Annotated in this window: 24 protein-coding genes, 1 tRNA gene, 1 rRNA gene and 1 pseudogene; 11 read left to right on the top strand and 16 right to left on the bottom strand. The window is 36.9% G+C overall.

Annotation, left to right across the window (positions count from 1 at the left end):
- Positions 1–16 precede the first annotated feature (16 nt).
- The 3 genes from RHTP_RS03630 to RHTP_RS03620 all read right to left on the bottom strand — a co-directional run bounded on the left by RHTP_RS03630 (position 17) and on the right by RHTP_RS03620 (position 4,127).
- A 16S ribosomal RNA gene (locus RHTP_RS03630) occupies positions 17–1,573 on the bottom strand.
- 278 nt (positions 1,574–1,851) lie between these two features.
- Positions 1,852–3,111 (bottom strand): sodium:proton antiporter NhaD, encoded by a 1,260-nt coding sequence (nhaD, locus tag RHTP_RS03625; RefSeq protein ID WP_138106768.1) that lies wholly within the window; start codon positions 3,109–3,111, stop codon positions 1,852–1,854.
- Positions 3,112–3,149: 38 nt separating this feature from the next.
- Positions 3,150–4,127 (bottom strand): KpsF/GutQ family sugar-phosphate isomerase, encoded by a 978-nt coding sequence (locus RHTP_RS03620; protein WP_138106767.1) that lies wholly within the window; start codon positions 4,125–4,127, stop codon positions 3,150–3,152.
- Between the two features lie 104 nt (positions 4,128–4,231).
- Between RHTP_RS03620 and RHTP_RS03615 the strand changes: the two genes are divergently transcribed.
- Complete coding sequence (locus tag RHTP_RS03615; RefSeq protein WP_138106766.1) at positions 4,232–5,653, top strand: NADP-dependent isocitrate dehydrogenase; 1,422 nt, start codon at positions 4,232–4,234, stop codon at positions 5,651–5,653.
- A gap of 279 nt (positions 5,654–5,932) precedes the next feature.
- Here the strand turns inward: RHTP_RS03615 and RHTP_RS03610 are convergent.
- A pseudogene (locus RHTP_RS03610) lies at positions 5,933–6,415 on the bottom strand (Rpn family recombination-promoting nuclease/putative transposase); the annotation flags it as partial.
- A gap of 216 nt (positions 6,416–6,631) precedes the next feature.
- On the opposite strand from RHTP_RS03610, the gene RHTP_RS03605 reads away from it, so the two are divergent.
- Entirely contained in the window at positions 6,632–6,910 is a 279-nt protein-coding gene (locus RHTP_RS03605) for a hypothetical protein (protein WP_138106764.1), read from the top strand.
- Positions 6,911–6,994: 84 nt separating this feature from the next.
- On the opposite strand, the gene RHTP_RS03600 is transcribed toward RHTP_RS03605, so the two are convergent.
- The 3 genes from RHTP_RS03600 to RHTP_RS03590 are packed head-to-tail and all read right to left on the bottom strand — an operon-like array spanning position 6,995 to position 9,823.
- A complete protein-coding gene (locus tag RHTP_RS03600) occupies positions 6,995–8,158 on the bottom strand; it encodes a dihydrolipoamide acetyltransferase family protein (protein WP_138106763.1) in 1,164 nt (387 codons plus the stop codon).
- The gene (gene lpxK / locus RHTP_RS03595) at positions 8,155–9,234 is read right to left on the bottom strand and encodes a tetraacyldisaccharide 4'-kinase (RefSeq protein WP_171005724.1); all 1,080 of its coding nucleotides are present in this window, start codon (positions 9,232–9,234) and stop codon (positions 8,155–8,157) included. Before lpxK ends, RHTP_RS03600 begins: the two co-directional genes overlap by 4 nt.
- Positions 9,221–9,823: a D-sedoheptulose-7-phosphate isomerase gene (locus RHTP_RS03590; protein WP_138106761.1), complete on the bottom strand. Its 603-nt coding sequence runs from the start codon at positions 9,821–9,823 to the stop codon at positions 9,221–9,223. The genes lpxK and RHTP_RS03590 overlap by 14 nt, the downstream gene beginning before the upstream one ends.
- Positions 9,824–9,904: 81 nt before the next feature.
- Between RHTP_RS03590 and RHTP_RS03585 the strand changes: the two genes are divergently transcribed.
- Together RHTP_RS03585 and RHTP_RS03580 are read left to right on the top strand one after the other, a co-directional pair.
- Positions 9,905–10,918 (top strand): aspartate-semialdehyde dehydrogenase, encoded by a 1,014-nt coding sequence (locus tag RHTP_RS03585; RefSeq protein ID WP_138106760.1) that lies wholly within the window; start codon positions 9,905–9,907, stop codon positions 10,916–10,918.
- Between the two features lie 32 nt (positions 10,919–10,950).
- Positions 10,951–11,502 (top strand): hypothetical protein, encoded by a 552-nt coding sequence (locus RHTP_RS03580; RefSeq protein ID WP_244609519.1) that lies wholly within the window; start codon positions 10,951–10,953, stop codon positions 11,500–11,502.
- Here the strand turns inward: RHTP_RS03580 and RHTP_RS03575 are convergent.
- The 8 genes from RHTP_RS03575 to nrdR are packed head-to-tail and all read right to left on the bottom strand — an operon-like array spanning position 11,499 to position 17,108.
- A complete protein-coding gene (locus tag RHTP_RS03575) occupies positions 11,499–12,152 on the bottom strand; it encodes an RluA family pseudouridine synthase (protein WP_138106759.1) in 654 nt (217 codons plus the stop codon). The two genes, RHTP_RS03580 and RHTP_RS03575, sit on opposite strands and share 4 nt — an antisense overlap.
- Entirely contained in the window at positions 12,130–12,945 is an 816-nt protein-coding gene (locus RHTP_RS03570; protein ID WP_244609518.1) for a TrmH family RNA methyltransferase, read from the bottom strand. Before RHTP_RS03570 ends, RHTP_RS03575 begins: the two co-directional genes overlap by 23 nt.
- A complete protein-coding gene (locus RHTP_RS03565) occupies positions 12,942–13,754 on the bottom strand; it encodes a class I SAM-dependent methyltransferase (protein WP_138106758.1) in 813 nt (270 codons plus the stop codon). Before RHTP_RS03565 ends, RHTP_RS03570 begins: the two co-directional genes overlap by 4 nt.
- A gap of 56 nt (positions 13,755–13,810) precedes the next feature.
- A complete protein-coding gene (locus tag RHTP_RS03560; RefSeq protein WP_171005723.1) occupies positions 13,811–15,055 on the bottom strand; it encodes a CinA family nicotinamide mononucleotide deamidase-related protein in 1,245 nt (414 codons plus the stop codon).
- A complete protein-coding gene (locus tag RHTP_RS03555) occupies positions 15,043–15,747 on the bottom strand; it encodes a hypothetical protein (protein ID WP_138106756.1) in 705 nt (234 codons plus the stop codon). Before RHTP_RS03555 ends, RHTP_RS03560 begins: the two co-directional genes overlap by 13 nt.
- A complete protein-coding gene (gene lspA / locus RHTP_RS03550; protein WP_138106755.1) occupies positions 15,744–16,253 on the bottom strand; it encodes a signal peptidase II in 510 nt (169 codons plus the stop codon). Before lspA ends, RHTP_RS03555 begins: the two co-directional genes overlap by 4 nt.
- On the bottom strand, positions 16,254–16,619 hold the full coding sequence (locus RHTP_RS03545; RefSeq protein WP_138106754.1) for a TraR/DksA family transcriptional regulator: 366 nt from the start codon (positions 16,617–16,619) through the stop codon (positions 16,254–16,256). It lies immediately after the preceding gene.
- Positions 16,620–16,634: 15 nt separating this feature from the next.
- Positions 16,635–17,108: a transcriptional regulator NrdR gene (nrdR, locus tag RHTP_RS03540; RefSeq protein WP_138106753.1), complete on the bottom strand. Its 474-nt coding sequence runs from the start codon at positions 17,106–17,108 to the stop codon at positions 16,635–16,637.
- Between the two features lie 403 nt (positions 17,109–17,511).
- Here nrdR and RHTP_RS03535 point away from each other — a divergent pair, with 403 nt between their 5' ends.
- From RHTP_RS03535 to RHTP_RS03520, 4 genes are all read left to right on the top strand, one after another.
- Complete coding sequence (locus RHTP_RS03535) at positions 17,512–17,853, top strand: hypothetical protein (protein ID WP_138106752.1); 342 nt, start codon at positions 17,512–17,514, stop codon at positions 17,851–17,853.
- 106 nt (positions 17,854–17,959) lie between these two features.
- Positions 17,960–18,262 carry a helix-turn-helix domain-containing protein gene (locus RHTP_RS03530; RefSeq protein WP_212742852.1) on the top strand — a complete coding sequence of 101 codons (303 nt, stop codon included), beginning with the start codon at positions 17,960–17,962 and terminating at the stop codon, positions 18,260–18,262.
- On the top strand, positions 18,259–19,461 hold the full coding sequence (locus RHTP_RS03525) for a type II toxin-antitoxin system HipA family toxin (protein WP_138106751.1): 1,203 nt from the start codon (positions 18,259–18,261) through the stop codon (positions 19,459–19,461). The genes RHTP_RS03530 and RHTP_RS03525 overlap by 4 nt, the downstream gene beginning before the upstream one ends.
- A 134-nt stretch (positions 19,462–19,595) precedes the next feature.
- Complete coding sequence (locus RHTP_RS03520) at positions 19,596–20,957, top strand: RNA-binding domain-containing protein (protein WP_138106750.1); 1,362 nt, start codon at positions 19,596–19,598, stop codon at positions 20,955–20,957.
- A gap of 91 nt (positions 20,958–21,048) precedes the next feature.
- Here the strand turns inward: RHTP_RS03520 and RHTP_RS03515 are convergent.
- Positions 21,049–21,135: transfer RNA gene (locus RHTP_RS03515), tRNA-Ser, on the bottom strand.
- Positions 21,136–21,334: 199 nt separating this feature from the next.
- Here RHTP_RS03515 and RHTP_RS03510 point away from each other — a divergent pair.
- The 3 genes from RHTP_RS03510 to RHTP_RS03500 are packed head-to-tail and all read left to right on the top strand — an operon-like array spanning position 21,335 to position 23,715.
- Positions 21,335–22,180, top strand: coding sequence for a metal ABC transporter solute-binding protein, Zn/Mn family (locus RHTP_RS03510; protein WP_138106749.1), 846 nt, complete (start codon positions 21,335–21,337; stop codon positions 22,178–22,180).
- The gene (locus RHTP_RS03505; RefSeq protein WP_138106748.1) at positions 22,173–22,901 is read left to right on the top strand and encodes a metal ABC transporter ATP-binding protein; all 729 of its coding nucleotides are present in this window, start codon (positions 22,173–22,175) and stop codon (positions 22,899–22,901) included. The genes RHTP_RS03510 and RHTP_RS03505 overlap by 8 nt, the downstream gene beginning before the upstream one ends.
- Position 22,902: 1 nt before the next feature.
- Positions 22,903–23,715 carry a metal ABC transporter permease gene (locus RHTP_RS03500; RefSeq protein ID WP_138106747.1) on the top strand — a complete coding sequence of 271 codons (813 nt, stop codon included), beginning with the start codon at positions 22,903–22,905 and terminating at the stop codon, positions 23,713–23,715.
- Positions 23,716–23,764: the final 49 nt, after the last annotated feature.

Genomic DNA, 23,764 nt, shown 5'->3' with positions numbered 1-23,764 from the left:
ACTATTCTAGTCCTTAAAAGGAGGTGATCCAGCCCCACCTTCCGGTAGGGCTACCTTGTTACGACTTCATCCCAGTCATCAGCCTTACCTTAGGCGCCTCTTCCCTTGCGGTTAAGTCAGCGACTTCGGGTAAAACCAACTCCCATGATGTGACGGGCGGTGTGTACAAGGCCCGGGAACGTATTCACGACGTTGTTGCTGACACGTCATTACTAGCAATTCCAACTTCATGTAGTCGAGTTGCAGACTACAATCCGAACTGAGATCGGCTTTATAGGATTTGCTCCACCTTACGGTCTTGCTGCCTTCTGTACCGACCATTGTAGCACGTGTGTAGCCCCAGACATAAAGGCCATGCGGACTTGACGTCATCCTCACCTTCCTCCTAGTTAACCTAGGCAGTCTCATTAGAGTCCCCACCTTCACGTGTTGGCAACTAATGATAAGGGTTGCGCTCGTTGCGGGACTTAACCCAACACCTCACGGCACGAGCTGACGACAGCCATGCAGCACCTATACAAAGGTCCTTTCGGAACACATCATTTCTGATGCTGTCCTTTGCATTTCGAGCCTGGGTAAGGTTCTTCGCGTTGCATCGAATTAAACCACATGCTCCACTGCTTGTGCGGGCCCCCGTCAATTCTTTTGAGTTTCACCCTTGCGAGCGTACTCCTCAGGCGGTATACTTATCGCGTTAGCTACGACACAGCCAGGGTTGAGCCTAACTACATCAAGTATACATCGTTTACGGCAAGGACTACCAGGGTATCTAATCCTGTTTGCTCCCCTTGCTCTCGCGCCTCAGCGTCAGGTAAAAGCTAGAAAACCGCTTTCGCCACAGGTGTTCTTCCACATATCTACGCATTTCACCGCTACATGTGGAATTCCGTTTCCTCCGCCATCCCTCAAGAATTGCAGTTTCAAATGCGGCTCCGAAGTTGAGCTTCGGAATTTCACATCTGACTTTTAATCCCGCCTACGCGCCCTTTACGCCCAATAATTCCGATTAATGCTTGCACCCTCCGTATTACCGCAGCTGCTGGCACGGAGTTAGCCGGTGCTTCTTTACGCAGTACTCTCACATGTATCAGTTATTCACTAATACACTTTGCTCTTGCGCGAAAGAGTTTTACAACCCGAAAGCCTTCATCACTCACGCAGCGTCGCTTCGTCAGGCTTTCGCCCATTGCGAAAGATTCTCGACTGCAGCCTCCCGTAGGAGTTTGGGCAGTGTCTCAGTCCCAATGTTGGCGGTCAATCTCTCAATCCGCCTAGACGTCTTAGCCTTGGTGCGCCTTTACCACACCAACTAGCTGATATCCCATGAACCTATCCTTTACCGCAAGGCCTCTTTACAAGGTCCCCCACTTTGATAGCCAATAAACTCTTATCGGTACCTCATTCGGTATTAGCGCCTGTTTCCAGTCGTTATCCCCAGGTAAAGGGTAAGTTATTCATGTATTACTAACCCTTTCGCCACTAAACTAAAGGTTGCCCTCTAGCCTCGTTCGACTTGCATGCCTCATCCACGCTGCCAGCATTCAATCTGAACCAAGATCAAATTCTCAGAAAAATATTTCTTGAAAATTTGCTCATATTAAAAAAATTAACAGGCAAATAAAATGATTTTATTCATTCCATTTACACAAGCTCTATTTTGCTTGCACGTCACTTCTGTTTTGCTGTTAAACATCTTTTGAACCAATCTCGTTGATTCTATTCCTTTTGCGCTTCTTGTCTTTCACGCTAAGGAAGTAAACAACATACATAATATACCGCTTTTTTCGCAATCGCTTTTCTTGTTTTTATTCGCTTTTTCATAGAGGAAAAAAAATATAAACGCCATTGAATTTAAGCTAAAAAGGGCCTGAGAATTAAATAACTTGCCATCCCTGCCAAGTAGCCCACACCCACAGGAATACTCATTTTTTTAGCATAAGAGAGAAAATCAATCTTTTCGATGCCCATAATAGCAACACCTGCTGATGAACCAATGATTAAAATACTTCCTCCTGTGCCAGCTGCATAAGCAATCATATGCCAAAAAGAAGAATCCATTGGAAATACTTCCAAAGGATACATGCCCATTGTAGCTGCGACTAAAGGAACGTTGTCTATGATTGCAGAAAAAATGCCTAGTAAAGTAGCAATCAAGGCTGGGTTATCAATTGTTTTATTTAACCACTCTGCTACAATTTTTAGCATCCCAGCAGATTGCAATGCTGCTACAGATAGTAAAATCCCTAAAAAAAACAATACCCCTGAAGTATCTACTCGAGTAAGCACATGAGGTACCCTCAAATGCTTTCTTTCCTCATGCGGATAGTGCATTAGGTCTGTAACAATCCATAAAAGAGCTAAAGCTAAAATCACCCCCATGAAAGGAGGAAGCCCTGTTAGCCCTTTAAAAATAGGAACAAAAACCAAACCTCCTATTCCTAAACAAAAGACAACCTTGGCTCCAGGTTCAGCAGGTTCTACTTTTTGTAGATCAGCTGAAGCAAATCTTCCCTTTAATCTTAAAGAATACCAAATAAGAGGAATGAGCAGCGAGATTATCGATGGGATAATTAAGGCTTTTATCACAGAAAAACTAGAAAGCTGACCGTTGATCCAGAGCATTGTAGTTGTAACATCTCCAATTGGTGTCCAAGCACCCCCTGCGTTTGCAGCAACTACGACAATGCAAACCATTAAGAATCTCTCTTTTCTATCAGGGATTAATTTACGTAATAAGGACACTATTAAAATAGTTGTAGTTAGATTATCAAGAACAGCAGAGAGGAAAAATGAAGCGACTGAAATGACCCATAACATTTTTCTTTTAGATCTTGTCCTTAATCGGTCTGTAACTATCTTAAAGCCACGATGAGAATCAATAAGCTCTACTAACGTCATAGCTCCGATTAAAAAGAAGATAATTTGTGAAATCTCTGAAACGTGATGACCCAAACTATATAAGTCAGACGAATTTTTGCATGCCATATAAATCGTCCAACAAATGACGCCGATAAGCAGTGCAACAGCTGTTTTATTTACTCTGATATAATACTCTAAAATAATTGCTAAATACCCCAAGGCAAAAACAACTACAATCAGAAAACATTCCATTTTCTTAAAGCTCCTTGATAAAACAAAATTAATAACTTTTAAGCAATTCCTGCTTGAATAATATCGTGCATACGTAAAATACCTATTACGGTACGATCCTCTAACACAACAGGTAAAATCGTGATATATTTTTTTGGATCTCTTTGCATGAGAGCTAGTGCATCCCAAGCAAGCAAGTCTCTCTTTACAACTACAGTAGAGCTTGTCATTAAATCCCTCATTGATTGCTCTAGAGCAAAAGTGCCCTTCAACTGCAAAGCCCTTCGCAAGTCTCCGTCGGTGAAGATGCCTAGCAGCTTTTTTGTTTTATCCACAATCAAAATTGCTCCACATTTTTTATCAGATAGTTCAAATAAAACATCAATGAGCTTATCTGAGGGATCAGCTAGAGGGATATTTTGATTGCAAAACATCAAGTCTTCTACTTTTAATGTCACCTTTTTACCAATGGAACCAGCAGGATGGTTGAGAGAATACTTGATAAGATCAAATTGGTTTTTATGCATCAAAGAGACAGCTAGAAGATCTCCGAATAATAACTGTACCATTGTAGAAGTGGTTGGAGCCAAGTTAAAAGGACACAATTCTTTTTCAACAGGCAAATAAATAGATAAATCAGCTAAACGAGAAAGACGTGAATCTAGATGAGAAACAACTGCTACAATGGGTGTTTTTCTTTTTTTAGCAAAAGGGATTAGATGTAATAGCTCTTCTGTTTCTCCACTACGACTGAATAATAAAAGTAAATCCTTCTCGGATAAGATCCCTATATCTCCATGTAAAAAATTAGTGGGAGGAAAGTATAATGCTTTTGTTCCTGTAGAAATAAGCGTCATTGCAATTTTTTCAGCAATAATTCCACTTTTTCCAACCCCTGTAAGGACCAATAACCCCGATACTTTGCCACATTGTTTGATTACTTTTTGCAGCTGCTCTAAAGGCAAGTTGGTAAAATAATGCGCTAAATATTGCTTCTGTCTATCGAGTATTTCTTGTATTTCTTGTATTTCTTGCATAAAAACTTTTGTGTTTGTGTATTTGACAGTATATGCAAATCCTATTTTTGCTTGAAGTCTTCAAAAAAAAGCCGTAAAAGATAAACTTTTTAATCGAGGTAATAATGAGCAAAAAAATTCCTATAGCAGTAGCTCATGGTGACGGAATTGGACCTGAAATCATGAAAGCCACCTTACATATTCTACAAGAAGCAGGTGCTCCTTTAGATATTCATTCTATTGAAATAGGAGAACAAGTATACAACAAAGGTATTCTAACAGGAATTGCATATAACTCTTGGGAAATATTACGTAACACAAAAGCTTTTTTAAAAGCGCCTATTACTACCCCACAAGGTGGTGGGTTTAAAAGCTTAAATGTAACTATTCGCACTACTTTAGGATTATATGCGAATATACGTCCATGCATCTCTTATGCGCCTTTTATTGCTACAAAACACCCTAAAATGGATGTAGTTATTGTAAGAGAAAATGAAGAGGATTTATATGCAGGAATTGAATACCGCCAAACGCAGGATGTATATAAATCACTTAAAATTATTTCTCGTCCTGGCTCAGAAAAAATTATTCGTTATGCTTTTGCATATGCTTCCCACCATAATCGAAAAAAAGTAACTTGCTTTACAAAAGATAATATCATGAAATTCTCCGATGGATTATTTCATAAGGTATTTGATGAAATTGCAAAAGAATATCCCCATATTCAGAATGAACACTGGATTGTAGATATTGGGGCTGCTAAATTAGCTGATACCCCGGAAATATTTGATGTCATTGTCATGCCTAATCTTTATGGAGATATTCTCTCTGATGTAGCAGCTCAAATTTCTGGATCAGTTGGAATTGCAGGCTCTGCCAATATTGGTGATAGAGGTGCGATGTTTGAAGCAATTCACGGCTCTGCTCCAAGAAGAGCTGGACAAAATGTAGCGAATCCTTCTGCTCTTCTCTTGGGAAGCGTACTCATGCTCCTTTACTTGGAAGAGACTCTATTAGCTGAAAGGATCCATAATGCATGGTTGAAAACAATAGAAGAAGGGTTTCATACATATGATATTTTTAAAGAGGGGGTTAGCAAGTATAAAATGGGGACACAAGAATTTGCTTCACAGGTAATCAAATTCTTAGGCGAAAAACCGCAGCATTTGACTCCTGTTACTTATCAAAATAAGAATAAGTTTCAGACTATTCATACTCATACTCATTCTACTGCCGCGAAAAGAGACCTCATTGGTGTTGATGTTTTTATCTACGCTAATCAAAATCCTGTTAAAGCGCTTACAACAAATAAATGGAATGCGCTTATCTTACAAATGATCAGTAATAGAGGAGTCAAGATCTGGCCCGATGGACAGCCAGAAACTTTTTGTATTGATCAATGGCGTCTACGCTTTTTATCTGAAGATAACTCATGCATCGCAAAAGAGAGCGTTCTTGCCATCTTAGAAGAAGTATCTCAAGCAGGGTTTGATAGCACAGGCTCAGAAAACCTTTATCTTTTTGATAAAAAGCCTGGCTTTTCTTGACTCAAAAGAAAAATAAGTGGCCTTAAAGGCCACTTTCTTGTTGTAATTTCTACTTATTTTCTTTAGAAGTTAACTGCTGATATCTCATCAAAGTTATATTTCTTTAAACCTTCTAATTGTTCTTTAGATCCCGGATTGAGCAGTTTGCTAAAATGCAATTTTGATTTATCGTAACCCTCTATTAATTTGTATGACGAGGGTTATCATGAGTGTACATACACAAGTAGAACGATTAGATCATTTAGGTGTTATTGCAGGTGTTATTCAACCCGGATTGAGCAGTTTGCTAAAGGTGAAAAAGAAGTCTTTAAGATCATGTTCATGTGTGATCTTATCTAGTACTATGTGATCTGATTTATAATGGGACTTATTGGGAAAAATGACGTAATCGGCAATAGCTAGAAAAATAATTTCTTTAAGATCATGATACTCTTCTCCAATTCTGGCTTGATCGCCATAAACTTTAGCTGCATAGTACTGTGCTCTTTTTTCAAATCCTTTAGTCGCTGATACCTGCATTTCGATGATGTATTTTACTCCTTCTTTATCTTTGCATAAAACATCAACAATGCTTTGTTTTTGTATAGCGGTTTCAGGATTTAAAATGGTGGGTAAAAACTCTACATCTACAATAGGGTTTTTTTTAAAGGAACCCAGGATGTCATTTAAAAAATGGATCAGAATATCTTTATTTTTTTCTGAACCAAAGATCTTCTTAAAAGCGATATCGTTTTTTGGATCTAAATATCTGAAAAATGCTATATTTAAGTCTCCTTCAATGAACTGATGCTATCTGCTATTCATTGTACAATGAGTGGTTTTTTTATTTCAAATGCAAGCATGCCACAAGAGACCTAACACCAACTGCATTTCTTTGGAGACGAATGTAATTTTTTTAATAAAAATTTATTGATATTTAATAAATGACAATATAGTTTTTTCTATAAAAAATCATCATGAATCTTTAAGGAGAAACCTATGTTGGAAACGATTCATTCTGTAACACAATCCATAAATTCTTTTATCAGACCTATGGGATTATCCCTTTGCAATCAACAACAAATAACAGCTCGAATTGCTCTGCTAGCTCTTGCAGTTTTAAATCTTCCTATTGCAGCTAAGGCTTTTTTAGGATCAAATGAGGATTTCTCAGAATCAAATGAAGCTTTCTCAGATTGTGTCCAAGGATGTAGACAATATAATATGACACAGAGCGGCTATTGTATAAGGGATTGCATGACCCGACATCTGCTCTAAAGACGGCAGGAAGATATAAAGAGGACTAAAATTGAATTTTAGTCCTCTTTATGCAAGCAATCCTAGTTAAAACCAGATTAAAGATTAGAGCCCTTTATCCATTTCTAAGTGGTGCTTTAGTGCGTTTAAGAAAGCACAACCATACATGCCATCGAGCACACGATGATCAAAGGTTAAAGAAAGATTAACCATATTGCAAATAGCAAGGCTATCGTCTTCTCGAGGAACTACTTTTTTATAGCTAGCACCTACACCAATGATGGCAACTTCAGGATATCTAATGATAGGAATTCCAATCTGCACACCAGACATACCAAAATTTGTAATGGTGATTGTCCCCTCAGTTACATCACTAGGTATTAATTTTCCCGTCCGAGCTTTATGAGATAACTCACTGATTCCTTGAGCAATTTTCGGAAGAGGTAAATCTTGAGCTCCTTTTAAAACAGGTACAAGCAATCCCTGTTCAACACTAACTGCAATCCCTAAATTAATAAACCTCTTCATTAAAATGGTGTCTTTATCTAGAGAAGAATTTAATAAAGGAAATTCTTGGAGAGCTTTAATTAAAGCTCTAGCAATAAAACTGGTTAAGGTAAGTTTTGCTTGATATTTCTCTAAAAAACTCTGCTTTTCTTTTTGGATACATTGCATCACATCTGTAATATCTATTTCTGTAATCAGCGTAGCATGAGGGGCTTCATAAAAAGAGCGAACCATATTATCTGCTATCGCCTTGCGCATACCGGTCATCTGCAATCTTTCTATGGGCTGTAAAGAGCTTTCTTCTTTTTCAGTTCTTTTTTCTAAATAAAGCTCTAAGTCTCGTTTGGTAATTCTTCCTCCAGATCCTGTTCCTATAATTTTTTGTAATTCTTCCAGATTTAGTTTATTTTCTCTAGCTAATCGTAAAAGAGCAGGTGAAAAAAAATCTTGATTTTGCTCAGCGCTGATTGAAACTGGAGAAGGGGTATTTTTTTCTAGATTTTTTTTTGTTTGCATAGCTTCTGTAGAAATAGTCGCTAAAAGTTCCCCTACTTGAACCTCTTGATCCACTTTTGCACAAATTTCTTGTAAAACGCCTGCTATAGGCGATGGGATCTCACTATTGATTTTATCGGTAGAAACTTCTAATAAAGGCTCATCCAATTGAACCACTTCTCCTTCTTTCTTAAACCATTGCACTATAATAGCGCTATGAATACTCTCCCCTAGTTTAGGTAATAGTACTTTTATCTCTTCGCTCATCGATGCCCTTTATTTGAAAAAATTTCTATTTTATCTAACATCTCTTGCCAGATAGTATGTCCTGCTACAACCTCTAATTCTACACGTAAAGCAATTACAGGTATACAGCATCCAAAAGAAGATAATTTAACCCAATCCTTTTCTGTGCATAAAATCATTTCTGCTGCCTTATCCTTACATCTTTTAGCAAATAAATTAAGCTCGTTTAGCCCAAAAGGCATATGGTCTGGTAGAAATACATGATCTACAATACTACATCCTGTTTCTCTTACGGTTTGCAAAAACCGCTCTGGCCTACCCAAAGCACAAAATACCCCTACTTTTTTTCCAGCCACTTCTTGTGCGTCGCAAACAACTACTTTCATGCCAATAACCGGCGCTAAGCTATATAAAGATATTTTTTTTTTCAACTCTTCATACCGACAAACTGAATCCACATGATTGGCAATAATCCAATCAGCTCGATGTAATCGGGAAGGAGCATCACGTAATAAACCACTTGGCAAAAACTTTTTTTGACCAAAAGGATCTTTTGCATCGATCATAATAATTTCTAAATTACGCGCTAAGCTTCGATATTGCATCCCGTCATCTAGTAGTAAACACTGCATTTTTTCAGCAACTGCTTTATATCCACTCTCAATACGATTTTTGCCGACCCAAATAGGCACTGAGGTTGTCTTTGCTAAAAGATAAGGTTCATCTCCACAATATTGAACCGGTAGAACACAACCTTTTCCGTCAGAAATTTTTTCTACTCTGCCAGAGGCTTCAATCTTTGAAAGAAACCCTCTTGTAAGAACAGCTAATCTGAGTTTCGGATCAAGATGCTTTATGAGCTTTTGAATCAGCGGCGTTTTACCGGTTCCTCCAGCCGCAATATTCCCAATACTGACTACAAAAACAGGTAGCTTATGTACTTTGCAAAAGCCCCTGTCATAAGCTAAATGTCTTAAGCGTACCCCTAAAGAAAAAAAAGTACTTATCAAAAAAAAGAACGGAATAAGAAAAAAAGGTTTTTTCTCTTTTTGAATAACTCGAAACAAATATCGTTTTACATTTTTAAGAAGAAACACAAACAGCTCTTGGCTCTGTTTGAAAAAGCAGCATCTCTACTTGTTCTATAATAATATGAATAGCCGTCATATGGGCTTCTTGAATCCGGTCTGAAAACTCAAATCCGGAAACGATCCATTCCAGATCAGCCATTCCTTTTAACTTACCTCCTGTCTTACCAAGAAAAGCAATTGTTTTTAGACCTTTTTTTTGTGCCGTTAACATAGCTTTAAATAGATTTATGGAATTACCACTTGTTGTTAAAGCAATAAATAGATCTTCTGGTTTAGCAAAAGCTTCTACTGCTCTTGCAAAAACAAAGTCAAATCCCATGTCATTTGCTGTACAACTTAAATGACCTGGATCGCTTAAAGCAATAGCTGGTAGAGCTTTTCTTGGATAACGAAATTGTCCTGTTAATTCTTCTGCAAAATGCATAGCATCACATAAACTTCCCCCATTACCTGCAATCAATAATTTACCACCTTTTGTAAAACACTCAGCAATTAATTGACTGGTATTTTTTATAAAGCTCATGCTTTTTTCTTCTCTTAGAAGTACAATAGCTCGTATTGCTTCATCAACTGCATGCTCAATTTCTTTTTGCATAATAAATTACTCTTTTTATGAGGCAATTATAAAAGGGCCCTTGTATTATAGTAAACCTACTTAAAGCATTTTTTAACAATTATGATCTTATTATATCCCCCTGTAAAAATCGCTGTTATCGGAGCTACCGGTATTGTTGGAAGAGAAGTACTGAATCTTTTAGAAAAACGTCATTTTCCCATGGAAACACTCCACTGTTTTGCTTCTTTAAGTTCAAAAGGCAAATCTATTCTATTCTCCGGGAAAAATATTCCATTAGAAACTCTTTCCGAAGATAAATTACATGGTATCGATCTAGCTATTTTTTGCACAAAAAAAGAGGTTTCCAGTAAATGGATCCCCTATCTTGCTAGGCAAAAGACCATTGTAATCGATAACAGCTCTGCTTTTAGACTTGATCCAGATGTGCCTCTTATCATTCCAGAGATTAATCTAAAAATGCTAGCTAAACATAATTATGTTATTGCTTCTCCTAATTGTTCTGCATCGATTATGTTAATGGCTCTTTTCCCCTTGCATCAGTACATTCCTATTCAAAGAATTCAGGCAGCCACTTACCAAGCAGTTAGCGGTGCTGGATTTCACGCTATGCAAGAATTAACCTCTGCTACACAAGCTGTATTAGAAAAAAAGCCCCATACGCCAAAAGAGTTTCCTTTTCCATCTGCATTTAATCTTTTTTTGCACAACTCTGCACTAAATGCAGATGGCTATGTTGACGAAGAACTAAAAATGTTACAAGAAACTCGAAAAATTCTTTCTAATCCTCATATTCAAGTAAATGCAACCTGTGTACGTGTTCCTGTTTTACGAGCACATTCTCAGGCTTTAAATGTCACATTTACTCAAGAGATCTGTCCTAAAAAAGCTTATGAGCTTTTAGAAAAAGCGCCTGGTGTAAAAGTATACGAAGAACGCTCAAAAAATCGCTTCCCTATGCCTATTGACGCTGCAGGGCAAGATGATGTGTACTGTGGAAGAATTAGAAAAGATCTTTCCTGCGCTAATACTTTAGATCTTTGGGTGGTAGGTGATCAAATATTAAAAGGAGCTGCTTTAAATACTGTACAAATTGCAGAACATCTTTTAAAATGAAATACTTTTTTTAAAAAATTATGGAGCAAACAATGAAATTATTTTCTACATGCGCAGTAATATTAGCTATATTCTCTTGTTCTTTTGGCTGCTCTTCTCCTAAAGATCAGTTGCCTTCTAAAGAAGCCTTGCTGAATTGTGAAAAAATAGCAGACACCATTACAGAAAAGACAGCAGAAAAATTGAAAGAGCAAAAAAATCTCCACCTAGTAACAACAGGTAGAGTGACGAAAGATGATATACGAATGATGTTAATGGGTTTTCATCTCTATACAGAACAAGAAGTGGATGTAAAAGAAGCTAGAGAGTTGCTTGTCTATGCTGTCAATGAGTATTTATTAGATATTAACAGCAATGAAGAGATAAGGCCCTGTCTTCATGAATATCCTTTTACCGCAAAAAACGTAGAGATAAGAATTTGGGTTTATAATCCAGAGCGTATTAAGATTGGTTATATCTCAGCTATTAATGGGCTTTTAACTTACCAGCTAGATCTTCCTGAAACGCAGTCCAGGCAGGATATTTGTAAGGAATCTTATGAGGAAGCTTTACAGGCTACTTTTTCTCAAGAAAATGATAATTAAAATAATTCCTGCCAATCCGATAGCATTCCTTCACATGCAATTACTTCTTGTGTAATAGGATGAGGAAAACTCATACAGGCATGATGCAATGCAATCTTCTGTTTGGGTAAATGCTTCTTGCTTCCATACTTGACATCTCCTAAAACAGGAGATCCTATAGCGGAAAACTGCACACGGATCTGATGATAGCGTCCTGTGTGCAGTTTTATTTTCACTAATGAAAAATCTCCCTTCTCAGCTATAATAGAATACTCAAGCTGAGCTAATTTTCCTTGAATATGGTTGGATTTTACTATCTTAGCACGATGATTTACATGGGTTAATGTATGTTCTAGCTGCTTTAAGGTTTTTAGATTTTCACTTGTTTCTACCCAGGCAAAATACGTTTTACTCATTTGCTTTTCACGCATACTCTGCTGCAGCCGAGTAAGAGCTTTAGATGTTCTTGCAAATAAAACCAAACCGCTAACTGGCTTATCTAAACGATGAATACATTCTAGGTAAACTTCCCCCGGTTTTTTATATTCTTTTTTAACCCAGGCTTTTGCCAAATCTGTTAAGTTATCTTTTATGGGATAGTGAGGTTGCGTGCTTAAACCAGCAGGCTTCATAACTACTAAAACATGATTATCTGAGAAAATGATCTGCATTTTTTCCTTTGCGTTGTCGAATAACTTCGTATAACAAGAGTGTAGTAGCTGTTGCTACGTTAAGAGAATCGGCTATGCCATGCATAGGGATACGAACACAAATATCAGCTTGCTCCATCCAAAAATCAGATAGTCCCAATTGTTCGGTTCCAACAGCAATTGCAATAGGCCCTGTTAGATCTACTTGAGTAAAATCTTGAGAAGCAGAAGGAGTTGCTGCAATAATTTTAATTTTATGCTCACGCATTAGATTTAAAACCTCTTGACTTGTAGCTTCTACTACTGAAGTGGTAAATAATGTTCCTACGCTAGCACGTACAACATTGGGATTATAGATATCTGTACAGCGATCACACACGATCACTCCATCTACTCCTGCTGCATCTGCCGAACGCAAAATAGTGCCTAGGTTTCCTGGTTTTTCAATTGCCTCAGCAATGACCACAAAAGCTGTAGGACTAAATGAAATGGAGTGAAGTGGATCATGCATTTGCTCTGCTATAGCTATAAGTCCATCTGGACGATCCCTGTAAGAAATCTTTTTAAAAACAGATTCAGAACAATGGTAAATAGGAGCTTGAGCTTGTTTAATCAGCGCTTTCTCGTTTGTTCCTAAAAATAAAGCAGGGCAAATAAATAAAGAGGTAATCTTTATCCTAGCTTGCACAGCTCTAGATAATTCCCGATATCCCTCAATGAGAAAAAGATTTGTTTGGTTGCGCGTCCTGCGATTTGCTAGTTGCATTGCTAGCTTAATCTTAGGATTTTGCATGCTTGTAATTTCTTCTATCATGGTAACCACCAAGCAAAACTTCCATAAGGAATAAAAAACCCATTTTCAGAGGGTAATAAGAGCTCATTGCTCTCAATTTTTCCTTTAGGCAATAATTGTTTCATTAAATTCTGGATGACAATGGGAGTAATTCCAGGCGTATGGGTAGTAAATAACAAGAAAAGAGCATCTTTACTCAAAAGATTTTTACATAACTCTAGCAATTCTATAAGATCTTCTTCAATTTTGAAAATTTCTCCCTTATTCCCTCTACCAAAGCTAGGAGGATCTAAAATGATTGCTTCATAAAAAGAGCCTCTCTTGATTTCTCTTTTAAGAAATTTCTTCGCATCTTCTATAATCCAACGAATAGGTTTATCTAGAAAATGATTTAATCCTGCATTCTCTCTAGCCCAACTCACCATCCCCTTTGAGGCATCAACATGGCATACTTTAGCCCCTGCTTTTGCACAAGCTAAGGTTGCACCTCCTGAATAAGCAAATAAGTTGAGAACTCGCGGCTCTTTTCTTAAGACAAGTAACTTTTGCATGGAGGCAAAAAGAAGACTATGCTCCGGAAAAACACCTAAATGACCAAAGTCGGTAGGGGCTACCTTAAAACGTATACCCTCAATAGTTACGATCCAATCTTTAGGCAAAGATCTCTTATATTCCCAGCAATTTCCTTCATCTCGAGAAAAAATAGCATCAGCCTCCCACTTCTTAAGAGAAGGTTTCCAGATTGCTTGAGAACAGGGCCTTATTAAAGTAAAAACGCCAAAACGCTCCAACTTTTGTTGATTGCCGCTATCAATTAGAGAATAAGACATAGAAACTCTTTTAGATTAAGCCAATTATTTTAGCATACTAAGTGATTCTTCACTAGTTAAAGAGAGGTAAAGGGTGGCGGTATATTTTTAGCTAACTTACGCCATAAAATACCAAATAAAGAATAGGCTGTTTTTAAAATAATTGTTTGACGATCTCCTGTAATCTGCAATCTAAAAACATATGGACTGTTCCCTTTTTCTTGAATAGCAGCCCACATAGTCCCTATCTTCTGATTAGAAGAATCACTTGTAGGGCCTGCTATGCCTGAAATGGCCAACCCTACATCTGCTTGGCTTTTTTCTAAGGCTCCGTTTAGCATAGCAAGAACACATTCAGCACTAACTGCTCCTTTTGTTTCTAAGATTTCCTTAGGCACATCTAGTATGTGCTGTTTAAGATCAGAAGAATAGGTTACAAAAGAACCCAAAAAGAATTCCGATGCTCCTTTAATAGCTGTGAGCAGACTTGCCATGGTTCCCCCTGTACAAGATTCTGCTAAAACAAGCGTTTTTTTTTCTTGGATAAACCAGCTGTGAATCGCTTCTTCAATTTTACCTGTTGTTGCTGTGTACAAAAAAGAATCTAATTGGGTTTTCAGCAATTTTTCTGCATATTCCAATGAAGCTTTATTTTCGCTAGATAACATAATAGTAACGTTAGAATAAGAGGGATAAATACCAATTTCCAATTCAGGTAATTGGGTTTGCAGCTCTTTCAGCATGGGATTAATCTGGCTTTCTTGAAAAAAGCACGCATATAAACAGACTATGTATTTATGCAGGGGAGGATGTCTTTTTTGAAGAATAGGAAGAAATGTATTCACAAACATAGGTTGCATCTCTTCCGGAACACCGGGGAAACAAACCACAATTTTATCATTTGTAGAAAAAAGCAGCCCGGGGGCTGTTCCCACAGAATTGAGCAAAGGTTGAGCTTTTTCTGGAATTGTAGCTTGATCTTGCAACGTATCTAACTCTTTTCCAAATCGTTTCTGTAAATCAGTTGCTACTAGGGCATTTACAGATAACTTACAATTAAACACTTCAGCTACCACTCTTCTAGTTAGATCATCTAAGGTAGGCCCTAAACCCCCTGTAATAATGACAAGCTCCGAGCGTTGCTGCGCTTCTTTTAGTCCTTCTTTTAATATCTGAAGATCATCTGGAAATGTTGTATGACGCTCTACTGCATAACCGAATCTAAATAAATGAGCGCTGATAAATGCTGCATTACTATTTACTGTACGTCCATCCAAAAGCTCTTTGCCAATAGTAATGATTTCAATTTTCAATTCAGACATAGCACTTTCATTCCTAGCTCTTGTAATTGTGGATGCAAATGAATCCAACTCATACATTTTTTCCCTATTCTAATAGTAGCGTTGATTCTCTCTTCTTCTATCAAAAAGGGGGTGGGAATAGTGAACTGTCGGACCCATTTCATTAAAAGAGCAAATAATTCCGTATTGGGAAACAAATCGCTCTTAATAACTCGCATGATTTCTTTTGTCTTAGGATCCTGATAAAACTGCGGATAAGAAAATTGAATTCCCCAACTAACGGTTTTCTGACCTAAAACCATGGGGTAAAATACTTTCTCTATAGAAGAGAATAAAAATTGATGCATTTGCATTTGAATAACTGGTAAAATTGGCTTGATCAAAAGCCTTTCTTCTGACACAGGCATTGCATAAAATATTTCTTTAGAACGCGTCATTGCACAAGAAAAACATTCTCTAAAATAACTATCTTGAGCAATCTTTCCTTTCTTTAATAATTGAATATACTCCAAATAAACTTGAAGAAAATCATTTTGTGCCAATAGAGCGCTTTGTTCTTTTACAGGTTTGCTAACCGCTATTAGATAAAAAGGCTCTAGCTTCTTGAATAACTCTACGATCTCTTCTTGGTCTAAAAGAATCTGTACTTTAATCCACTTGGAAACCTGAAGAAGGCCTTCTTGACTAGGAGAACTGATGCGAAAGGTGGTCATTTTAAAGAGCTCGCAACCGTTTTAGAGCGGGCCGTCTCTAATAACATCATTAAAATTCCGCAAAAAATAGCTGCATCTGCGATATTGAAGACAGGATAAATGTATCCCCAAAAAATAAAACAAAACATATCAATTACATGACCGTAAATAATACAGTCGAAAACATTCCCCACAGCTCCTGCTAAGATCATAACTAAACAGACTCTGCGATAATCACTCATTTGCCTTATATACAAATAATAGCCAAGAGCTGCGATAATAAAAATCCGAATAGAGACTAATAAAAACTGATAGTTAGCAAAAAGCCCCCACATAGCGCCTTTATTGATTACATGCGTAATTACAAACTCTACACCGAACTCATGAAAAATCCCTACTCCTCCATAAGGAAAATAAGAGAAGTTCATTGGCGTAACAAAGCAATGCACATACATTTTTAAAAGCGCGTCAAATAGAAAAATAGATATTGCTAAAAGACTTAACTTCCAACTAACCTTAAAGGCCATTTACAACAATCCTTTTTCAAGCATCTCTTGTGCTTTTACAGTTGTATTTGCATAAGGAATTGCTTCTAATCTTTTCAAAGGAATCTCCTCGCCTGTAAGATCACAAGTGCCATAAGTTCCTTGATCAATCTTATCCAAAGCGATTTCAATCTTCTGCAAAATTTCTCGCTCATTCCCACTTAGCTGCAGATTAATTGTTCGATTAAAATCATCGGTTCCTTCATCCGCTTGATGTTGAGAATACCCTTTAATTTCATCAGTTGCTCTTACATCTTCTATCGTATCACGAATGAGATGTGTCATTTGAGCTTTTAACTCCTCTAGACGATTTTTAAAATTAGTGATCTGTTCCTTAGTTAATGCCATAAATATCCTCTTTTTTTATATTTCTGTTGAGTGAACCGTATCTTTGGGGCTAACATCTTCAATGGCATCGATAAGTTCATTGACATCTTTAAATCGCCGATAAACGCAAGCAAATCGAATGTAGGCAATGCTATCTAGTTCTTGTAAATGCTGCATTACAACTCCCCCTAACTCTGAAGTAGTGACCTCTCTAATTTGACGCTCCATTAAATCAGAGGTAATTTTATAAGCCAAAGTTCTTAACTGATCATGACTAATGCGCGTATGGCGACAAGCTGCGTCTAAACCTTTAATCAGTTTGTCCTGACAAAAATCTTCATATCGTCCATCTCTTTTTTTTACTTGAATAGTTAAATCTACTGTTTCAAAAGTGGTAAAACGCCGTAAACAACATAAACACTCTCTTCTTCTACGAACAGCATTACTCTCCGCTACGTTTCGAGAATCAGTAACTTTTAACTCTTCACAAGCACAAAATGGACAATGCATAAGTTATATCACGCTTAAATTTTTTATAGAGCCTAGAAAAATTTTACCTATTCTGATGCTTTTATATACATAACAAGTTTTTTTATTTTTTTACCTATTATCTAAAGTTCCATTTTACCCCAAAAACAGATTCCAATCAGCCTGTTTTTTTGCGTTTTTTAAATATTTAATCCTTCTAAACACACAAATTGCTTTTAAAACAAGCTTTAATTTATGAAATTAAAAAAACAACATACTCAGATCTTTTTTTTGCTTAAATTTTGTTTGCTAACAATAAGAGTCTTAAATTACAAAAAATAAGATATATAAGGGTTATCTAACTTTTAAACTCTATCTATAAAATTTAATGCATTTTTTTAATCAATATTTACTAATAAAAAAAAATCAATTAGAGAGGGCTTTTATGACTTGTGAATTAAAACCACTACACTCCTTATCTTCAGTAATAGTTAGTATTCCTGTTCAAACCACACCGACTATACGTAAAACCGCGATTCTGGCGGCAAAGATCATAGGCTTGCTAACCGCTGGGGCAGGGATTGGGTATCTAATAGCCTTCAAAACAATTGAAAATGCATCCTACTTGGAAAATTCCCCTATTACTACAAGCAGCCCTGAAGACTCTTTTTGGGATGGCTGCTGTCGCCCTTTATTTGATTTTATAGGGTGTCTTCAACAAAGGGGAATCCCCAACTTTTCCTATATTTTAAATCAATGTCCCTCATCGCCTAATTGCGATCCTTAAAAAAGAAAATTATCTATCTGGCGTTAAAGCAAGCTCCTTGATTTAAATTTATTAAGGATATTATAATAACCATTATAAGAGGTTTTTCCTTATAAAGGATATAATAATGACCGTATTTATGCTAACCCCTTGGGAAGTTCAAAAATACATTGCAAAACAAGCTAAAGAAAAGCGCTTATCTCTTAATTTTAGCCAAAAAACCTTATCAGATCGCTCTGGAGTCAGTTTTGGGGTACTAAAAAAGTTTGAACAAACAGGAAAAATATCCCTTGAGTCCCTTCTTAAGATTGCACTTGCACTAAGCGGCCTTGAAGAATTTAAGGATTTGTTTAAGCAGAAAAAACTAGAGCAATTAGCATCACTCGATGAGCTGCTTAAAAGCAAAAAACGTAAAAGAGGTCGAAAATGACCTTTCAAAATACATCTGTAGTCCATGTATATTTTATACGCGGACAAGAGAAACTCTCCATGGGAAGACTTGTCCTAAAAGATCGAAGAATATTTTTTGAATATACCCTAGAATTCATTAAAACTGGATTAGAATTATCACCGCTTAAATTACCTCTCCAATCGGGTATTATCCTATGTGAGGATAGAGTTTTTGAAGGTTTATTTGGCGTATTTAATGATAGTTTGCCCGATGGATGGGGAAAGCTACTTCTAGATCGTAAGTTAATGAGCTTGAGTCTGAACCCTGGCGATCTTTCACCTTTAGATCGTTTATGCTATGTGGGTAAAAACGGGATGGGAGCCTTGGTGTATGAACCAGAAATAGAAGGAATGAAGCCACTTTATCACGCAAATTTGGATGAGATTGGTAATGAAGTAATGCAGTTTCAAGAAAACGAAGATAATCGTTTCGTTGATGATTTACTAGCTATGAACGGCTCCTCTTCCGGTGCACGTCCTAAAATTATGATGACCATAGATAAAGAAGACTATCTTATTAAATTTCGCTCTTCTTCTGACCCCAAAGATATTGGGCTCATAGAATATGCCTATCATTTAATGGCTAAAGCAGCTCATCTCCCTGTTCCAGAGGCAAAACTTTTCCCGTCTAAAAAAGAACCAGGATATTTTGGTGTAAAGCGATTCGATCGTGTGGCTGGTAGACGGGTACACATGCATACAATCAGCGGCTTACTCCATGCAGACTATCGCTTCCCAAGCCTTGACTACGAAACTATTATGAAGGCAACATTGTGGCTTACTAAAGATTCCCAAGAAGGTGAAAAACAATTTAGAGCAGCTGTTTTTAATGTTTTAAGTCATAACCGTGACGATCATGCCAAAAATTTTTCTTTTTTGATGGATGAAAAAGGAACATGGCGAGTCTCACCTGCTTATGATTTGACCTTTTCATCGGGCCCCGGCGGAGAGCACTGCAGCATGATTATGAGAGAGGGCAAAAATCCAACGCTTTATCATCTACTAAAGCTTGCAGAGATAAGCAACATTAGAGAACAAAAAGCCCTGCAAATCATTGATGAGGTAAAAATGGCGGTTGCAGAGTGGGGAAATTTTGCAAAAGAGCTTGGGGTAAGCCCCGATTCCCTCAAAATGATTCAATTAGCTCTTAATCGTGTTGCAAAAAATGTATTTTCTTAAAAATTTTTTACCCAAACATTTTCTTCAGAAAAGCTTATAATGAGGCAAAAAAAATAAAAAATAGATTTTTTATTTGCCTCATTTGCCTCATTTAATGCATAATTAAATTAATTTGAGGCAAATGAAGAGAGAATATGAATGTAGTTCGCTATCCTGAGTCGGAATCAGCTTTATTAGAGTTTAAAAGAGAAGTTCCAAAAAATGAACAAATTATTAAAACCATCATCGGTTTTTGCAATCAAAAAGGAGGAAGACTTATACTTGGCGTCGATAACAATCGAACAATAGTAGGGCTTCCTGAAGATCAAATAAATAAGCTTCTTGAGTCTCTAAATCATTCTATTTATGAAGCTTGTTATCCACCAATCATTCCTTTAGTAGCTGCTCAAGTGTTTGGAGATAAAACTGTATTAATTATTTCTGTGTCATCAGGAATGAGTAAACCTTATTTCAGGAAGTCTGAAGGAATAGAGAAAGGAACTTATGTTCGCGTAGGAAGAAGCACAGTACATGCCACTCCTGCTATGATTGAAGAACTAAAATGGCAATCACATAGAATAGATTTTGAAAAACTTCCAGTTTACAATGCCCCTCTTGACACTCTTGATAGTCAATTAATTCAAAATTTTCTTGATGCTAGAAAAAATCAAGCATCTGCAAGAGTGACTCAAGACGTCTTGCGTTCCTATTCTTTAGTTATTGAAGAGCATTCCGAGCTCTTTCCCACTTATGCAGGTATATTGAACTTTGGAAAGTCTCCTCAGTTTTTTCTTTCAGAAGCGATGATCATTGTGAGCCATTTCCGAGGTGTAGAAGGCAGAAACGCTATTGCATCCATAGATTGTGAAGGCACTCTTTTAAACCAATTTCAGCAGGCCCATCATTTTGTTCTTAATCGTCTTTCAAAGTCATTTTCTGTTGAAGGAGTTATAAGGAGTGAAAAATTGGAAATTCCAGAAATTGCCTTTAGAGAAGCATTAATAAACTTATTAATCCATCGAAATTATCATATCCAGGCTCCATCTAAGATTGCTATATATGACGATCGTTTGGAGTTATTTAGTCCCGGTAATTTTTCAGGTCCTATTGAACAAGATCAACTGTTAAAAGGACTAACCTATTTACGCAATCCTGCTATTTGTAAGATCTTTCGCGAGATGGGTCTTGCAGAAAAAATGGGGACTGGGTTTATTAATATCTTTAAAAGCTATGAGGCTTGGGGTCTTGAAATACCTCAAATTATCGAAGGAGCAAATTTTATAAAATGCATTTTACCAAGACGCTCTTCTCAAGCCCCAATAAAAATGCAAACCGAAGAAGCCATTCTAGCTCTATTCTACTCACAAAACGAAATTACGACTCAAGATGTGACTAATAAATTTTCTATTTCTCGCGCCACGGCACAAAGATGGCTTAATTCACTCCTTGAAAAACGATTAATTGAACGAATTGGGAGAACTCGTAACTTGAGATATAGACGAATAGCAAATAAATAGAAAAAAACATATTGTCAATTTTAAGTCAAAAACAGAAAGAAGAGCATTGTCCAAGAAAAAGTGGATGTTCAGATTATCTGATGAATTAAATCGGAGGAGGTGGGATTCGAACCCACGGTACACTTACGTGTACACACGCTTTCCAAGCGTGCTCCATCGGCCACTCGAACACTCCTCCAAAAGCTTTTAAACGTGCTAAAGACTACCTTAACTACAGTTTATCTTACAAGAAAAAATTCAAGAGAGCTGTATAGTCTATTTTAAAAAGATCATTTACTAAATCTTTTATTTCAAAGTTTAACTAGAGAGTTATTTCTTTTCCAAAATCGCTTAAAAAATTATGATCCTCAATTGTAGCTTTATCAGGTTTTAAAAAAATGCTCCTTCGTTTATTTATTAGTTTTTTTTGTATTATTCCTATTCTGAGTTACTCAGAACCTCCTGTTGTTTTGGTTAGCGTTCCTCCTTATCTTTATTTTGTGAAAAAAATCGCAGAAAATACCGTATCAGCTGAGTCTCTTATCCCTTCTGGAGCAAACCCTCATTTATATGAACCGACCCCTAAACAAGTACAATTGCAAAAACAAGCTGTATTGTGGTTGAAATTAGGAGAAAGAGCAGATCAAAAAGCTCAGAGGGTCTTTCAAGAAATGAAAAATCCCCCTCTTATCATTGATTTAGCAGAAGGTCTTGCTCTTTTGTCTTATAAAGGAGATTGCTGCTCTCATTTGGACACTAAAGATCTACATATTTGGCTAAGCCCAAAAATGATGCAGACTCAAGTAAAAAGAATTACACAAGCTTTGATTCAGCTATTCCCAACCCATACAGAGTTATACCAAAGAAATTTAAATACTCTACTAAAAGAACTAGAGCAAATTGATCAAGAATTAACTATTATACTTAAAAATAAGCAAGGCAAAACTATTTTAGTCTCCCATCCAGCTTTTGCCTATTTTTGTAGAGACTATAAACTCGAGCAATTATCTCTTGAAGAAGAGGGTAAGGACTGTTTACCTCAATATGTTCCAGAATTGCTTCATAAGATAAAAACGCTAGGCATAGGTGGCATTATTATAGAACCTCAACACGGCAGTAAAGCAGCTAAGTTACTTGCTCAAAATTTAGAGATCCCTACTTACATCATCGATCCTTATTCTGAAGATTATATAGCAAGTCTAAAACAGATGGCAGAAGTGGTTAAAAATATCATTCATGATTGACGTTATCTCTATCCACCAATTATTTTTTAATTATAACCATCAAAGCATTCTTGAAGATGTCAATATAACTGTGCAGCCTAATGAATTTATTGTCGTTTTCGGTCCAAATGGCGGTGGCAAGACCACTTTTTTTAAATTGATCTTAGGGCTTTTGCAACCAAAAAAAGGTTGGGTAAAGGTTTTAAACAAGAATCCTAAGCATACTAGGCATTTAATGGGGTATGTCCCTCAAATGCAACAAGTGGATCGCAATTTTCCGATTTGTGTTTTAGATGTAGTGATGATGGGATGTCTTGGTAAACTTAATTGCTGGGGAAGATTTCCTAAAACCATGCGCAAATTAGGCTTACAGGCATTGGAAAAAGTGGGCCTTTTACACAAAGAAAAAGCTTCTTTTGGCTCTCTATCAGGTGGAGAAACGCAAAGAGCCCTTATTGCAAGGGCAATTGTTGACCATCCTAAAATCCTACTGCTCGATGAACCAACAGCCAATGTAGATCCTCAAGCGGAAAAATCCATTTATCAGCTATTAAAAGAGTTAAATGCTGACATGACGATACTGATGGTGTCTCATGATTTACAAACAATTATTGATAAAGCCAGTAGGCTCATTTGCATAAATCGCCAAGCAACCTCTCTTCAGACTAAAGAAGTATGTGAGCATTTTGCTTTGGGCCTTTATCATACCCCTTTAACAAACCCCCAACACTTTTCTTTTTAATATGTTTGATAATCCTTTTCTATTGCATACGTTATTAGCAGGTTGCGGTGCTGCATTAACCGGCGGTATTATCGGTTCTTATGTAGTAGTTAAAAGAATTGTTTCCATTAGTGGTAGCATTGCCCATTCTGTGCTTGGAGGAATGGGGATTTGTTTATGGTTGAAAGTCAGATTTGGACTTACCTTTCTCACCCCATTCATTGGAGCATTAATAGCTGGGTTAATTTCTGCATTCTTAATGGGCTGGATTCATTTAAAATATAAGGAAAGAGAAGACACAGCAATTGCTGCTATTTGGGCTATCGGAATGTCTATCGGAGTCATTTTCATTGCTCTTACCCCTGGCTATAACACAGAGCTCATTGATTTTTTATTTGGAAATATTCTATGGGTTAGCAACAATGATATTTTTTTATTATTTGCTTTAAATGCGCTCATTTTATCTATAGTTACTAGATTTTATAAACCGCTTTTAGCCATTTGTTTTGATGAAGAACAAGCTAAGTTAAAACAGCTTCCTGTACAAAGCTTTTATTTTCTACTGCTAGGTTTAGTAGCTATCTCAATTGTGCTATTAATCCAAATAGTTGGGGCGATCTTGGTTGTAACTATGTTAGCAATACCCGCTGCCATTGCTGCTATTTTCACCCGCAGTTTATTGCAAATGATGACTTTAGCAACAGCATGCGGTCTTATGCTCACATTTATCGGCATCCTACTCTCTTATCAATTAAACTGGCCCCCAGGGGCCACCATCTCACTTGTTTCTTCTTCTTGTTATGCGGGTGCACTTTTATTCAAAAAGAAGTCTTGAGATTTACATAGAGCAATAGCGATTCCAGAACTGTTTCCAAGCTGATTTC

Source organism: Candidatus Rhabdochlamydia sp. T3358 (assembly GCF_901000775.1).
Classification (GTDB): Bacteria; Chlamydiota; Chlamydiia; order Chlamydiales; family Rhabdochlamydiaceae; genus Rhabdochlamydia.
Note: the sequence above shows the minus strand (reverse complement) of the source record. Positions and strands in the feature narration are given on the sequence as shown.